Annotated in this window: 15 protein-coding genes and 1 pseudogene; 7 read left to right on the top strand and 9 right to left on the bottom strand. The window is 51.5% G+C overall.

Annotation, left to right across the window (positions count from 1 at the left end; translation table 11 throughout):
- Positions 1 to 29: 29 nt before the first annotated feature.
- From BUA12_RS11580 to BUA12_RS11555, 6 genes are all read right to left on the bottom strand, one after another.
- A complete protein-coding gene (locus tag BUA12_RS11580; RefSeq protein ID WP_072710823.1) occupies positions 30 to 1,640 on the bottom strand; it encodes a M20/M25/M40 family metallo-hydrolase in 1,611 nt (536 codons plus the stop codon).
- Positions 1,624 to 2,310: a GntR family transcriptional regulator gene (locus BUA12_RS11575; protein WP_072710781.1), complete on the bottom strand. Its 687-nt coding sequence runs from the start codon at positions 2,308 to 2,310 to the stop codon at positions 1,624 to 1,626. Before BUA12_RS11575 ends, BUA12_RS11580 begins: the two co-directional genes overlap by 17 nt.
- A 20-nt stretch (positions 2,311 to 2,330) precedes the next feature.
- A complete protein-coding gene (locus BUA12_RS11570; protein WP_072710780.1) occupies positions 2,331 to 3,488 on the bottom strand; it encodes an aminotransferase class I/II-fold pyridoxal phosphate-dependent enzyme in 1,158 nt (385 codons plus the stop codon).
- Between the two features lie 168 nt (positions 3,489 to 3,656).
- The gene (locus BUA12_RS11565) at positions 3,657 to 4,595 is read right to left on the bottom strand and encodes an aldo/keto reductase (RefSeq protein WP_245772814.1); all 939 of its coding nucleotides are present in this window, start codon (positions 4,593 to 4,595) and stop codon (positions 3,657 to 3,659) included.
- 149 nt (positions 4,596 to 4,744) lie between these two features.
- Entirely contained in the window at positions 4,745 to 5,272 is a 528-nt protein-coding gene (locus BUA12_RS11560) for a transcription repressor NadR (RefSeq protein ID WP_072710778.1), read from the bottom strand.
- On the bottom strand, positions 5,269 to 6,351 hold the full coding sequence (locus tag BUA12_RS11555) for a cysteine desulfurase family protein (RefSeq protein ID WP_072710777.1): 1,083 nt from the start codon (positions 6,349 to 6,351) through the stop codon (positions 5,269 to 5,271). Before BUA12_RS11555 ends, BUA12_RS11560 begins: the two co-directional genes overlap by 4 nt.
- Positions 6,352 to 6,431: 80 nt before the next feature.
- On the opposite strand from BUA12_RS11555, the gene BUA12_RS11550 reads away from it, so the two are divergent.
- Genes BUA12_RS11550 through nadA form a run of 3 tightly spaced genes read left to right on the top strand, consistent with a single transcriptional unit; the run spans position 6,432 to position 9,877 of the window.
- Entirely contained in the window at positions 6,432 to 7,997 is a 1,566-nt protein-coding gene (locus BUA12_RS11550; RefSeq protein ID WP_072710776.1) for an FAD-binding protein, read from the top strand.
- On the top strand, positions 7,948 to 8,781 hold the full coding sequence (gene nadC / locus BUA12_RS11545; protein ID WP_072710775.1) for a carboxylating nicotinate-nucleotide diphosphorylase: 834 nt from the start codon (positions 7,948 to 7,950) through the stop codon (positions 8,779 to 8,781). The genes BUA12_RS11550 and nadC overlap by 50 nt, the downstream gene beginning before the upstream one ends.
- Before the next feature lies 1 nt (position 8,782).
- Complete coding sequence (nadA, locus tag BUA12_RS11540; protein WP_072710774.1) at positions 8,783 to 9,877, top strand: quinolinate synthase NadA; 1,095 nt, start codon at positions 8,783 to 8,785, stop codon at positions 9,875 to 9,877.
- Between the two features lie 40 nt (positions 9,878 to 9,917).
- Here the strand turns inward: nadA and BUA12_RS11535 are convergent, their stop codons facing one another.
- Entirely contained in the window at positions 9,918 to 10,499 is a 582-nt protein-coding gene (locus BUA12_RS11535; protein WP_072710773.1) for a YkoF family thiamine/hydroxymethylpyrimidine-binding protein, read from the bottom strand.
- 178 nt (positions 10,500 to 10,677) lie between these two features.
- Between BUA12_RS11535 and modA the strand changes: the two genes are divergently transcribed.
- The 3 genes from modA (at position 10,678) to rpsR (ending at position 12,599) form a co-directional block, all read left to right on the top strand.
- Positions 10,678 to 11,529 carry a molybdate ABC transporter substrate-binding protein gene (modA, locus tag BUA12_RS11530; protein WP_072710772.1) on the top strand — a complete coding sequence of 284 codons (852 nt, stop codon included), beginning with the start codon at positions 10,678 to 10,680 and terminating at the stop codon, positions 11,527 to 11,529.
- A complete protein-coding gene (gene modB, locus BUA12_RS11525) occupies positions 11,510 to 12,196 on the top strand; it encodes a molybdate ABC transporter permease subunit (RefSeq protein WP_072710822.1) in 687 nt (228 codons plus the stop codon). The genes modA and modB overlap by 20 nt, the downstream gene beginning before the upstream one ends.
- 163 nt (positions 12,197 to 12,359) lie before the next feature.
- Positions 12,360 to 12,599 (top strand): 30S ribosomal protein S18, encoded by a 240-nt coding sequence (rpsR, locus tag BUA12_RS11520; RefSeq protein ID WP_072710771.1) that lies wholly within the window; start codon positions 12,360 to 12,362, stop codon positions 12,597 to 12,599.
- A gap of 627 nt (positions 12,600 to 13,226) precedes the next feature.
- Here rpsR and BUA12_RS13115 read toward each other — a convergent pair.
- Positions 13,227 to 13,400 carry a hypothetical protein gene (locus tag BUA12_RS13115; RefSeq protein ID WP_178138268.1) on the bottom strand — a complete coding sequence of 58 codons (174 nt, stop codon included), beginning with the start codon at positions 13,398 to 13,400 and terminating at the stop codon, positions 13,227 to 13,229.
- A gap of 120 nt (positions 13,401 to 13,520) precedes the next feature.
- On the opposite strand from BUA12_RS13115, the gene BUA12_RS11515 reads away from it, so the two are divergent.
- Positions 13,521 to 14,747, top strand: coding sequence for an iron-containing alcohol dehydrogenase (locus BUA12_RS11515; RefSeq protein WP_072710770.1), 1,227 nt, complete (start codon positions 13,521 to 13,523; stop codon positions 14,745 to 14,747).
- A gap of 12 nt (positions 14,748 to 14,759) precedes the next feature.
- Here BUA12_RS11515 and BUA12_RS11510 read toward each other — a convergent pair.
- Positions 14,760 to 15,055 (bottom strand): annotated as a pseudogene (locus BUA12_RS11510) (2-keto-4-pentenoate hydratase); the annotation flags it as partial.

The raw sequence follows: 15,055 nt of genomic DNA, 5'->3' as shown, positions 1-15,055 counted from the left end.
ATAAAAACATCCCCTTTATCTGTTATTGCTTACCGTATATAACTTTTGACGAGTTTCCTCAAAACATCGGGAGTGTGGATGAATGCACTGTCCTTATGCAGGCGTTCCGTCATCTTATGGGCATCTTTGCCGTAGGGCCCGACGTTCAGGACCGGGGCCTGCAGGTTTTGCATCTCCCTGAAGGGGATGGTGTAAGGCTCTCCCCAGACCGGCAGGTTTTCCTTGAATGCCATCCATCCTGCCTCGCTGCCCGTATAATTGACATAGCTCAGATCGGAAATGCCGTTGAAGTAATGGACCTGTTCCGCCTCCACGCCGTGATCGGATTTGAAGACATCCCGGATGGAGTCGACCTTCCCTTTAAGGGCCGGGTCCTCCGAACTGTTGACCGCCGGATAATAGGAAGGGGACAGGAACAGCACCGTTGCCGGTGCGAGCGCCTTCGAGTGATCCATCAGACGGTCGACGATTTTGATGGCTTTTTCCCGGATGTTGAGGGTCTCATCTTTGAAGACGCCGTCGATGATTCTGTCATAATGATCGGTCCCGAGCCTCTCCCTCACATAGGTCGCGAGCTCATGGAACGTGATCGTCCTGATTTCGGCCAACGGTTTGATGCCCAGTGCTTCACATAATCCGGTGTAATGCGATTGGCACTGGCGCATGGCACGTTCTGCAACAGTACGGTAGATGTCCATCACTTCGCCGGGACTGCGCCTTAAAGTGAACACGTTGTAAAGTGCGTATGAATGATGGGAAGTCTGCGTGGAGTAATCTCCTTTGAGGTCATTCTGCTGAGGGCAGACCGGCGGGGGCGTCGCCTCCCCGTATTCTTCTTCGCGGAAATCAGGGTTGAATTCCATGGCCTGTGTCAAATATGAACTCATGAAATGGCTCGTAAGTCCCTGAAGCGGTTCGCCGGCATGCGTGCCGATGCCGTAGAACAATGCGGAAGGCATCATTTTCCCGATGGTGCCGGTGTATATATAATAATCCGTATCTTCAGCATTCCGGCTGAAGGAAGGTTCACTGTTCAGGATCAGTTTCAAGTCGAGCCCTTCAGCATCTTTCAGGCCGGATAAGAACTTCACAGCCGCCCGCATGCCGTCGGAGTTCACTTCTTCATCCGGCACGGTGACGAGTATCAGGTTCACCGGCCATTCTTCGTTGCCTGCGAGTTCCATCAGGCTCATATGGAGTGCGAGGCCGATCTTCATATCCATCACACCGCGGCCGAAGATGTAATCATCCGAGTCAATATCCTTCTTTACGGACGGGCTGAAACCGTCTTTCCTTTCCATGACAGCCTGCGTCATTCCCCTGATGTCGAAAGCGAGGTCTTCAAGGTCACCGAATTCTTTAGTATGTACGACGTCAAAGTGGCTGATCAGCACGATGGTGTCTTGAGTGGCATCCGTTTTGTAGTGCGCGACCAAAGCATTTCGACCCATACCGGCATCGACTAGATGAAGGTGGCTTTCATTTTTTTGGAAATAGGGCAGTGTCTGCAGCTTCTCTTTTACGAAAAAAGGGAAATCCAATTCGCCCGGGGTTCCGGTACGGCTGTCGAAACCGACCAGCTGGTTCAGCAGATCAAACATTTGTTCAGGTGTCTGCCAGTTTTTAATCTCTGAGCCCATCATCGGAGACCTCCCTGTCCTCATAGAATTTCAAAAAACGGTCTTCAACATTCTCAAGATGACGGGTCATCGCTGCCTCGGCAAGGGACAGGTCCTTTGCCGCCAGGGCATCGATAATCGACTTATGTTCCATGAAAGCACTTTCGACACTCGGCCCGATCGTGTTGGATAATGTCAAAAAAGCCCTCCCCACACCGGTGCTGAGTTTCTTCACCATATCGTGGAACAGGTGATTCGGATTGATCCGGGTGAGCATGATGTGGAATGCGCTGTCCAGTTCAAGATAACGTTGATGGTTCCCTTCTTCCATGGCTTCTTTCTGCTGCCTCATATTACTCTCCAGTTCCTCGATCATTTCATCATCCAGCTTATGGATGATCCTTCTGAGGTTTTCAATTTCCAGGACCCGCCGCATGTCCAGGTGATCGAGCGAGTCCGCCCTGGAAAAACCCGCCACTGCGGCAGGCTTGCCGGGCTTAATAGTGACAAGCCCCTCGTTTTCAAGTTTGTGGAGGGCGTCCCGCAGTGGTGTCCGGCTGATGCCGAGCTGTGCAGATATCTTCTCTTCGGGGAGCGGATCACCGACTTTCAACCTGCCTGCCGCTATCTCTTCCTTCAAGGTATTGAACGCCTGTTCTGCAAGAGAGATTTTCGACTGTATCGCTTTCATGACTTCACCCTCTAAACTTATTATGAAAGGTCCTCCACGAATCTTTCGATCCTCTTCAGTCCTTCATTTATATTTTCAATGGAAGTGGCATATGAAATCCTGATGAAACCTTCACCGAATTCCGTGAAGCCGCTGCCGGGGACGACCGCAACATGCTCTGCTTCAAGCAGTTTATCCGCGAATTCGAATGAAGTCATATTGAATTTCTCTATCGATGGGAAAACGTAGAATGCACCCTGCGGTGTTTTCGTTTCGAAGCCGAGTGCCGTCAGCTTCCTGATGATCAGGTCGCGCCGCTCCCGGTAGATTTCAGCCATTTCATGAGGGCTGTGCCGGCTGTTGTCCAGCGCCTCGATCGCAGCGTACTGGCTCGGCAGGGAGGCGCATATCGTATCGTACAGGTGGACCCGCAGGACATACGGCATCAGATGCGCGGGACCCAGCACATAGCCGAGTCTCCAGCCTGTCATCGAGTGCGATTTTGACAATCCGTGGACGAGGAATAATTTGTCACGCAGTTCCGGGTACTGGGAGAATGAAATGTGCTTCGCGTCATAAGTGATTTCACTGTAGATTTCATCTGCGATGATGAAGATATCATGGTCTGCGAGCGCTTTGACGAGTGGTGTCATCTCGGCTTCCGACAACACTTTACCTGTCGGATTGGACGGGAAGTTGAGCAGTACCGCTTTCGTCCTCTCCGTCATCATGCTTCTCAGCTGCTCAGGATCGGGAACGAAACCGGTGTCGGTCGTGTCCATATACTTCACACTTGCGCCGAGCAGGTCGACCAGCGGTTCATAAGCCGAGTAGCATGGTGCGGGGATGATGACTTCATCACCTTCGTTCAGAATGGTTTCAAAAACGGATCTCAGACCTTCACTTGCACCGGTCGTCACGACGATTTGGTCTTCGGGATCGTATGTGACCCCGTAAACATCCTTGAAAAAATTCGATGCGCTTTTCCTGAGTTCGAATAAACCCGCATTATGGGAGTAACCGGTCTGATTGTCTTCTATCGCCCTGATGGCTGCTTTCTTCACTGTCTCCGGTGTCGGGATATCCGGTTCCCCGATCGTAAAGTTGATGCCATCCTCGAATGCGGATACCCTGTTTGAGAATTGGCGCGTGCCCGGTATTTCCAGCTCAGTGACTCTTTGATTGATATTTTCCAACATATTCGACCACCCTTTGTATACTGTATACAGAAATAATAATATAACATGTAAAGATTGTAAAGATTGGGAGAGTTTCGACAATTATGGTTCAGGCGTATTGAAAAACGGGTCATTCAACATTTAAAAAAGGGGATGAACCCGGCTGCCCGTTTCATCCCCGTTGAGTGTTCACTTGAATACCTCGGCAATCTGCCGGATATCTTCATCCTTCAGCTCTATATCCGCCGCCCTCATGTTTTCTTTGATCTGGGCACCTCTTTTAGCCCCCGGTATGATGACACCGACGGAAGGGCGCGTCAAATAGAATGCCAGCACGACCTGGGCCACTGCCTCCTCGTATTTTGCGGCGATATCTTTCAGCTGCTCGACTTTGGCCAGGTTCTCCTTGAACTGGTCTTCCTGATAGAAGGGCAGCTTGGAGCGCAGGTCATCGAACTTGGAGTTTTCATCATACTTCCCTGCCAGCAGTCCCGCGGCCAAAGGATAGAAGGGTATGAAGGTGATGTTGTTTTCATCACAATAATCGAACATCCCGTTCTCGGCTTCCCGGTTAAGTAAATTATATTCATTCTGCACGACATCGACGTAGCCGTCTTTATTTGCTTTCTTCAGCTGCTCGAGTGTCACATTGGAAACGCCGATGGCCCTGATTTTTCCTGCATCCTTCGCCTCCTTCAATGCACCGACTGCTTCATCCAGCGGCGTCTTCTCTTCCGGGTCCGGGTGGTGGATGTAAAACAGGTCGATGTACTCGAGCTGCATGCGCTGAAGCGACTCATCCACTTTTTGCTTCAAATATTCAGGGCTGTTGTCGATGACCTTTTTGCCGTTCCCCTCATCACGGCGTTCAGCCTTCGTGGCCACGACCACCTTATCCCTTTGATACTCCTTCAATACTTCGCCGACGAGCTCTTCCGAACGGTGGGGCCCGTATGACTGGGCAGTGTCGAGCATCGTCACACCATTATCGAGCGCATCGCGCACAGTCTGCCTGCCCGCTTCTTCATCCACATTCTTGTATAAGTTGTGGCCGCCCACGAAGTTTGTTCCTAGTGCGATAGGGTGAACATAAATACCTGACTTTCCAAGTCCTGCAAGTTGTGCCAAATAAATACCCCTTTCTGAAATCGGATCTATATTCATTATAAATGTAATATTCAAATGATTGAAATATTAACACTCATTTTTATGAAATTCAGTGCTATTTTATTCATCGGGAGCATCTGCCGGCCCGGATTTTCAGAGTAGTGTCCGCATCATTCCAGCAAAAATCCATGCCGCCTCAAATCTTCGACTGCATTATCCAAAATTTTTTCTGTGTGGGCGGAAATCGTGTGCAGATGGATATTATCCGTCAATTCCGCGAGCATCTTGCTCTTGTTGCTGTCCATCAATTTCAGGAAAGCATGCATGTCCCCGGCATCTTCAATCATCAGCTCCCCGACGAGCTCACCGTAGACGGGATGGTCGATGCTCACGTCATCGATCATCGCCCCGTTATCCAAGATCAGTGACAGTTCTTCTTCCATCTGACTGAACGTGTGACGGCAGGCGACGACCCTCTTGACCGGCCTGCCTTTTTCGCCAGCCGGCTGATATACGTATCCCTTGCTGGTGGATACCACTTCATGTTTTCGAGATTTAAGGATGGAAATGTCACTGACGATGATCTGCCTGGATACATCATACTTTTTTGCGAGGGATGCCCCGCTGATGGCCGCATCCGCCTGCATCAAATCCTCGAGAATGCTCCCCCGACGCTGTTCTGCCTTACTCACGCTCATTCCTCCTTGACGATTTTTTCAACACACTCGATCAGCTGTTGTACTTCCTCCATACTATTATACCTCGATAATGAAATACGTATATACTGATCCGCCGAGGCGCCGTAGTTTTCTGCAATCAGGTTCCCGAGTCCGCGGCTGACAAGCACACCGTGTCCGCACGCACTGCCTGTCGAGATATAAATGTTCCTGCTGGAAAGGCTCTGCATCAAATACTGGCCTTCCATGCCGGGCACGATGAAACTCGAGATGTGATCCGCATGATGATTCAGGTCGAGTGCCCTTAAACCAAGCGCCGAAAGGGATGTGTTCAAATGATGCCTCATATCCCTCATGGCGCGGGGGTCATCGATTGCCTCAAGTGCCTGGATGAGCGTCGCGATGCCGGGTACGTCCAATGTGCCGTTCTGTGTGCCGTATTCATGATGGAAATGTGGATTGAGCGGTGTGAGATGCTCATAATCCATCAGAAGGACGCCGACCCCTTTGACACCATGGATTTTATGCGCCGAAAAGCTGTATGAGGTGCAGAGGCCGCCAGTAGAAAGATGATCGTACATTCCCTGCACACCGTCAATATGATAAGGCACATGGTATGAACCGGCGATTTCGGCAATCCCTTCAACCGGCAGCCTGTATCCCGTCTCCGAATGTACATGGGTGGAAATGATGCATTGCGTATCTGCCATCATCTCCTCAAGGGATTCGAGGTCGATTTCGCCGTTGCTTTTCGTCGGCATATGGACGATATCGTAAAGGGCGGTGTAAGGGTGGAGGCTCGCTGAAATGGACATATGTTCATAGGGCGAGACCAATATTTTATTCGCTGTTTTATTTTTCAGCAGTAACTGAAGTGCAATATCGTTTGAATGTGAACCACTCCGCGTGAAGATGACATGCTTATCGGTATTGAAGTACTCACGGATATAATTGCGGACATTGTCCAGTATGAACGCTGTATCGAGTCCGCCGCCGTGGATGCTTTCACTGTTGAAATACATCTTTTCGGACATTTCCAAATAATTGTTTAAAACTGCTTTTGACGCCTGGGTGGTTGAAGCATTATCAAAATATATCATATGAATCTCCTTGATTTATTATTGTTTTTCCTTTAATGTCTATATTAATGTAAACTATACTGTAAATAAAGGTGTAAACTATGAAAAAGATGATCATTGTCGGTGCCGGTCTTGCCGCGCTCAGTTGCATCCGTCATCTGGACGGTGATGCGGAAGTGGTTTTATTTACAAAAGACCGGATGGAAGAGAATAACAGCCACCTGGCCCAGGGCGGCATCTGCCACTCTGGCAGGGAGGGCGACGAGGGGGCGGGGCATCTTGAAGATACATATACGGCCGGAGATGCATTGGGTTCTAAGGAAATCATCGGGGAGGTGATCCGGGCCGGTCATCCGCTGATCGAAGAAATGATTGCCGGTGGGATGGCGTTTGATGAGGATGAGGCCGGGTGTTTGGATTTTGCGATGGAAGGCGGTCATCATTCGCCGAGGATCCTCCATGCAGGCGGGGACCGCTCGGGTGAACACCTGTGTCGCTTTCTTGCAGAGGGGATCGATAGCAGCAGGGTGGAAATCCATACAGGTGAGACGGTGATCAAAGTGCTCACCGGTGATGAGGGAGCTGCCGGTGTAGTGACCGTGGACAGTGAAGATGTGCAGCATCATCATTTTTGTGATGCGGTCATCCTTGCCACCGGCGGGTTCAGCGGACTCTACACTGTGAACTCCGGTGCTTCACCCCGGATGGGCAGCGGACATATACTCGCCTGGGAAGCCGGAGTCGCGCTCCGTCAGATGGAAATGGTCCAGTTTCATCCAACATTGCTTGGTACGGCTGGACGAACGTATGGATTGGTCTCTGAAGCGGTCAGGGGCGCCGGCGGTGTGCTGAGGGCTGAATACGGGGGCCGGATCATGGAGGATGTGCATCCGCTTGAAGACCTGGCTCCCAGACATGTAACGAGTTATGAGATTCATAAGCGGGCATTAAGAGGTGAACAGACATATTTGGATATCAACGGTGTAAAGGATTTCCCGGGAAATTTCCCGACGATCCATGAAAATGTGAAGAGACATTTCGAAGTGGATCTGCAGCAAGGGAGGATCCCCGTCACGGCGGGTGCACATTTCACGATGGGCGGAGCGGTTGCCGATATCGACGGCAGCACATCGGTCCCGGACTTATACGTCATCGGGGAAACGGCACACACACATTTTCATGGAGCGAACCGTCTGGCGAGCAATGCATTGCTGGAGGCGCTCGTGATGGGTGCGCATGCAGCCGGAAAAATCAACCGGACAATGCACAGACCAAAAAACAGGACCTTTACCTGCAAGGTCAAAGTGCCGGTATATGATGTGTCCATGTTCGATGAAATCAAGGAGCGGGCGATGAGTGCAGCAGGCATCATCAGGAGTGGCCGTCCGCTCATGGGGCTCCTCGGCTTGATCGATGAAGCGCATCAGACGGCGGGGACGGGCACCGCGACGACTCAAAATTTTCAAGCCCATGCTGAAATGAAGACGATTGAAGCCGTGGTGAAATCGGCGCTGCTCCGGGAAGAGACGAGGGGCGGCCACCGCAGGGCGGACTTCCCGGGCGCCCGCACCGGTCCGTTAATGGATACGATTGTGAGTATGAAGGAGGGGAAAATGGATGCTCAATATATTGAACGTCAGGGAAAAGCTCAAACAATTCTACATTGAAGACAATCATCATGGTGATATTTCCACACAGATTTTTGGCGCGGGTCTGACCGGTCATGCGGAAATGATAGCCAGGGAAAGTGGATACTTTTCGGGAAGCGTGGTCATAGAAGAAGGGTTCAGGATGATCGATCCGGATATGGCAGTCGAAGTGCTGCTGGAAGATGGCAGGGCAGTCAGGGAAGGGGACACCATCGCCAGGATCAGCGGCAGCATACGGGCGATACTGACCATGGAAAGGACGGTGCTGAACCTCGTCCAGAGAATGTCGGGAATCACGACGCAGACACGTGAGTTTGTGGAGCAGGCTGCCGGCACAGGGGCTGAAATCATTGATACGAGAAAAACGACACCGGGACTCGGCATGTTCGAAAAATATGCGGTCACCGCCGGGGGCGGCCGGAATCACCGGAGGACATTGAACGATGGACTGATGCTGAAAGACAATCATATCGATTTCATGGGGTCGGTGGGCGCCGCGGTCGGCAGGGCGAGGATGCTGACCGGGCCGATGGACAAGGTTGAAGTGGAGATCGAAGACGTGGAGATGCTGAAGGAAGCGGTGGACAATGATGTCGACATCATCATGTTCGATAACTGCGCCACAGGGTGGATCAGGGAACACATCCATCTGGTGCCGCCACATATACGGACGGAAGCCTCCGGCGGCATCACCCTGGATACGGTCAAAGAATATGCGGAAACCGGTGTGGATTACATATCGGCCGGCGCACTGTTCCATCATCAGGAAGCGTTGGACATTACATTAAAGGTGGTTAAATGACATGAATATTATGACGCAGGTGCCTGAACGCATACCTGAATACTATTTGAGTGCGACGACGGAAGAACTGGAGAAGAAAGTCTCCGGTATCAAAGAAGAAATGGGCGCGAGACTCTTCATGCCCACTCATCATTACCAGAAAGATGAAGTGGCGCAATTCGCGGATGTGATGGGGGACTCGCTGCAGCTTGCACGTATATGTAAAGATCATGAAGCGGAATACATCATTTTCAACGGTGTCCACTTCATGGCGGAAACCGCTGATATACTGACGGCGGATCATCAAAACGTCTATCTGCCGGATTTGAATGCCGGCTGTTCGATGGCTGATATGGCAAACATCGACCAGGCCCTCATCTGTGACAGGGAGCTGAGCGGAATTTTTGGGGAAAGCGTACTGCCGCTCACTTATGTGAACTCGAGTGCTGCAATCAAGTCTTTCGTCGGGGAGCGCGGCGGTTCATGTGTGACGAGCGGCAATGCAAAAAAAGTCATCGAGTGGGCGCTCGCCAAGGGTCGGAGGATTTTATTCCTTCCGGATCAGCACCTCGGGCGCAATACGGCCTTTGAACTCGGGGTACCTCTTGAAAAGATGGCCGTGTGGGACCCCGTCAACCGCAGGCTGGAGTTCGACGGGGACAGGGAGGACATTCAAATCATTTTATGGAAAGGGTTCTGCTCCGTCCATGAGAAATTCTGGCCGATCCATATCGAGAATGTCAGAAAGAGGATGCCGGATGTGAATGTCCTCGTGCACCCGGAATGTACGCATGAAGTCGTCCAGATGGCGGATTATGACGGTTCAACCAAGTACATCATCGATATGATCAACAATGCCGCCCCCGGCACGAGCTGGGCGATCGGGACCGAGATGAACCTCGTGAACCGGCTGAAGGAGGAAAATCCACATCTGCATATCGAATCGCTCAATCCGATCATGTGCCCGTGCCTGACGATGAACCGCATCGATCTGCCCCACCTGGCATGGTGTCTGGATAAGATTGTGGCCGGTGATACGCAGAACCTGATCAAAGTTGATGGGGAAACGGCACATTACGCCAAGGAGAGTCTCGAGAGGATGTTGTCGATCGTATAAAAAAAGCGCAGGTCACTTGGGACCTGCGCCTTTTTCATGTTCACCGGTTTGACGGACTGTTGCACGAAATCGTGAAAGGCATGACCACGTGCGCGCTCGTCTCCTGAATCTCGGTGAATGTCGTTTCCAAAGCTTTAAAAATATCATTCACTTCGCCGTCGATACGGGTCGCAAACGGCGCCATGCTGACTTCGACGCCATAATCGGGGAGCTTCTCCACCGATTTTGTGATCTTTTCGATATAACCTGCCTCGCCGAGGGGGTAGATTGAAAATCTGCAGCCGGCCTGCTGGGAAATCTGACTGGATGTCTCTTCATTGAGACGGATTTCCTTACGGTCATTTTCATCTTCCCCCGTGTTGCAGCCGCCGAGCACGATGTTGCCGCTCATCTCCACATGCAGGCCGGTCTTTGCCGCGTGCAGGTAGATGGCTTTGACCACATCGAATACATCCGCGATGCTGCCGGTCGCAGCCGTCGCCACATCATCGGTCTTCATCCAGACTTTCTTCGTCTCGACTGCATCGAGCGCCCCTAAAATCACTTCTGCGAAATCATCACTCATGACACTCAGGTTGAACTGGGCACCTGCTTCCCTTACAGCTGCGTTTTCCTTCGTCATCATCATCCCTCCTGGAATTCTTCCTGAATCAATTGTATAGGCGGCGTAAGGGGGAAGTAAAGGAATAATAATTCCGGATATTGTCATCTGCGCCGTCCAAGTATCATTTACTTTGATATGCATAATCAATATACTTGAACTTACATAAACTGAATTGAGGGAAAGGAGGCTTCGGCAAATGAAATATATGGACAGCTTTAAGTTTTTGGTGCTGATGCTTGCCGTGTTTGTCATGGCAGCCTGCGGAAACGGGGAAGTTGCCGAAACGATTGAGGAGGATGAGGACTCGACCGATACGACGGTGGAAGCGCCTGAAGAAGCGGCGGAAGACACGGAAGCCGTGGTTGAAGGCACACTCACGATTTCCGCTGCAGCAAGCCTCGTCGATGCACTCGATGAGGTCACCACACTTTTCAATGAAGAATATCCGGATGTCGAAGTGGAGTATAACTTCGGCGGTTCGGGTGCCCTGATGCAGCAGATCCTCCAGGGGGCGCCGGTGGATTTATTCTTCTCCGCCAATGCGGACCATTTCCAGGAGGTCATGGCGGAAGGTCACATCGATGAGGAAAACGCAGTGGACCTGCTCACGAATGAACTGGTCCTCATCGTGCCGGCGGGCAGTGGTACGGTGACCTCTTTTGACGACCTGGAAAATGCAGATGAGATCGGCATCGGCAATCCGGAATCGGTGCCTGCAGGTGAATACAGCGTGGAAGCATTTGAAAGTATGGGTATAATGGAGGACATCGAATCGAAATTCGTATATGCAGAAGATGTGAGGCAGGTGTTGAATTATGTTGAGACCGGCAATGTCGATGCGGGCGTGGTCTATCATACGGACACGCTGATGAGTGAGGACATCGATGTCATCGATGCAGCGTTGGAAGATGCACATTCAGAAATCGTATATCCGCTCGGCATGATGAACGATACGGATAATGAAGCGGCACAGCTTGCTTTCTTCGAGTTCATGCAGAGTGAAGCAGCCGGTGAGGTTTTCAATGAATATGGTTTTATCAACCGGTAATATCACCGCCCAGGAGTTCCTGACACCTGTACTGCTTTCCTTAAGGGTCGCATTCATTGCTCTGATCATCGTCCTGATCCTCGGCATCATCATCGGGCGGTTCATGGCAAGGAAGGAATTCAAGGGGAAGATCATCATCGAGACGGTCCTGATGATGCCCCTTGTACTGCCGCCGACGGTCGTCGGGTTTTTATTGCTCGTATTCTTCGGCAACAACAGCGCGGTCGGGGAGGCGATTGCGTGGCTCTATGGGGATACCATCATATTCACGTGGTATGCAGCAGTGGTTGCGAGCACCGTGGTCGCGTTCCCTTTGATGTACCAGGCGGCCAAGGGCGGATTCCTGAACGTCAGTGAAGATATCGAAAATGCCGCAAGAGTCGACGGGGCGAGCAGATGGCAGGTATTCGTCAGAATCACACTGCCTCTCGCAAGGACGGCCCTCATCACCGGTGCACTGCTCAGCTTTGCCCGGGCACTCGGGGAATTCGGTGCGACGATCATCGTTGCCGGGAATATACCCGGGCGCACACAGACGCTCCCGACTGCGATATATGTGGCACTCCAGTCGGGCAACATGACACTCGCCTGGGCGTGGGTGATCGTCATCGTCATACTGTCGTTCTTCATGCTGATGTTCATCCGTGTGAAAGCGAACGAATCTTAGATTGTGTATATTGACAACAGGGCCTGTAGTGTTGTATGATATATCGTGCACATACACACAGGGCATATTACACGTAATGAACGGAATTATGGATTCGTAAGGTTGAGAGTCGACCACACACACGAGACTCACCAGACAATCTATAATTAAAGGAGGCTTTCTCATGGCAGGTCCAAGAAGAGGCGGTCGTCGTCGTAAAAAGGTTTGTTATTTCACATCAAACGGAATTACGCACATCGACTATAAAGATGTAGAACTTCTTAAAAAGTTCATTTCAGAACGTGGTAAAATTCTTCCAAGACGTGTAACAGGTACTTCTGCGAAGTATCAGCGTCCACTGACAGTCGCGATCAAACGCGCACGTCACATGGCATTGTTACCGTACGTTAAAGAAGAAGCATAATATGCGAAACACCCCGTCAGGTCACGAACCTGGCGGGGTGTTTTTGTGATTACGTTATTACATCAGTGCCATGAACCCATATAGCAAGCAGGGTTCGTAGCGTGAGGGTGGCTTTGGCGTCACGAGCCCATATGGAATCCGGATTTCGTAGCGTGAGGGTGGCTTTGGCGCCACGAGCCCATATGGAATCCGGATTTCGTAGCGTGAGGGTGGCTTTGGCGCCACGAGCTCATATGGAATCCGTGTTTCGTAGCGTGAGGGTGGCTTTGGCGCTACGAGCTCATATAGAATCCATGTTTCGTAGCGTGAGGGTGGCTTTGGCGCCACGAACTCATATGAAATCCGTGTTTCGTAGCGTGAGGGTGGCTTTGGCGCTACGAGCTCATATAGAATCCATGTTTCGTAGCGTGAGGGTGGCTTTGGCGCCACGAACTCATATGAAATCCGTGTTTCGTAGCGTGAGGGTGGCTTTGGCGCTACGAGCTCATATAGAATCCATGTGTCGTAGCGTGGGGTTGGCTTTGGCGCCACGAGCTCATATGGAATCCGTCTTTCGTAGCGCGAGTGTGGCTTTGGCGCCACGAACTCATATGAAATCCATGTTTCGTAGCACCACTCTCGATCACCTTAATCCGTCGAAGTGTCATCTTCGCCTTCTTCTTCATCAATGTCTTCGCCTCTGTCTTCCTGCTCGACCGGCTCGGTGTCGGTGTCCGTATCCGTGTTTTCCTCGCCGCCGCATGCGCCGAGCACGAGGATGGTCGACAGCCCGCCTGCCAGCAGGAACTTCCTCGACATCATCGATATCACTCCTTAAATAAGATGTTATATGCAGTTTACCCTTTACATCAATAAAGTACACCTCTGCCCATGTTAGAAATCCGCGCTGAAGGGGAAGAATATTATAAAACAGGTGATCAAATGGAGAACAAAAGTTACGAAACCTACGCCCGGGTTTATCAGGGGATTCTCAGGCAGGCGGTTAAATTTTTGAACTGGAAGCCGCCGCTGTGCCTCCGCGGGGCAGGGATGCTTGAAATCCTCCCCAAAACCCTGAAAGTCCGGAATTACAATAAAGTGCTCATCGTCACTGATGAAGGCATCAGGAAGGCCGGTCTGATGGACGGTCTGCTTGATGGCCTCAAGTCCCAGGGCATCGAGTATTTCATTTATGATGGAACAGTCCCGAATCCGACGGATGAGAACACCGTTGAAGCGGCTGCGATGTTCAATGCACACCAGTGTGATGCGATCATCGGCTTCGGCGGCGGCTCACCGCTGGATTGTGCGAAAGGGGCTGCGGTGATGGCGGAGGCGGGTCATGAAAACATCAGGCAGTACCACGGGCTGCTCAAAGTGAGGCGGAAGCTGCCGCCGGTGATCGCGGTGCCGACGACTGCCGGGACCGGAAGTGAGGGCACGATTGCGACGGTCATTACAGATACGGAGAATAAGACGAAGTATGCCATCATGGACCCGGCCCTCCGGCCCGAAATCGTTGTTCTGGATGCAACGCTCACGACCGGCCTGCCGCGTGAAATCACCGCGCACACCGGGATGGATGCAGTGAGTCATGTCGTAGAAGCCTACATCAATCAGAGCAATACGAAAGCGACGCGCAGCATGGCGGAGGAAGCGATCCGGCTGATATTCCAAAATCTGCCTGAAGCTTACCATAATGGTAAGAATAAAAAGGCGCGCGACAATATGCAGTACGGGGCATACCTTGCGGGGCGAACATTTACAAGGGGGTATGTCGGCAATATTCACGCGATGGCCCATCAGATCGGTGCGAAATACCCGGTGACACACGGAGAAGCGAATGCGGTCATCATGCCTTATGTACTGGAGGAATACGGACCTGTGATTCATGAAGACCTCGCCCGGCTTTCAGATGCTGCAGGAATTTCTGAAGCAGGAGAGACTGTTGAAGAAAAAGCGCAGGCGTTCATAAGTAGTATCCGAGACTTGAATGCATCACTCGGCATCAGGGAAACGATCCTTGAAATCGAAGAGGATGATCTAGATGAAATGGTCGACTATTCATTTGCGGAAGCGAACCCGCTCTATCCGGTGCCGGTGATCTTCACCAAGGGAAAATTCAGGGATATGTATTTGAAAGTGAAAAACGGCCCCCAGTCTGACTGAGGGCCGTACGCTTTAAAATTCCACCTTGACCGAGCCGAGATTCTCAAAATGGGCTTCGAACACATCGCCGGCATCCACATCCATCGCTTTGGTCAGTGAACCGGCCAGGACGACTTCGCCCTTTTTCAGGTTGATACCATACTCATCCAATGATCGGGCGAGCCAGACGACGGCTGCCAGCGGGTTGCCGAGCACGGCTTCCCCGTAACCTTCGTCAATCTTCATGCCGTTTTTGAAGATCTCCATCCGTTCGGCCGGCAGGTCGATGTCGGCAAGCTTCAGCTGCTTCCCGCCGAGCACCGCACCGG

The organism is Lacicoccus alkaliphilus DSM 16010 (genome assembly GCF_900142805.1).
In the GTDB taxonomy this organism is placed as follows: Bacteria; Bacillota; Bacilli; order Staphylococcales; family Salinicoccaceae; genus Lacicoccus; species Lacicoccus alkaliphilus.
Note: the sequence above shows the minus strand (reverse complement) of the source record. Positions and strands in the feature narration are given on the sequence as shown.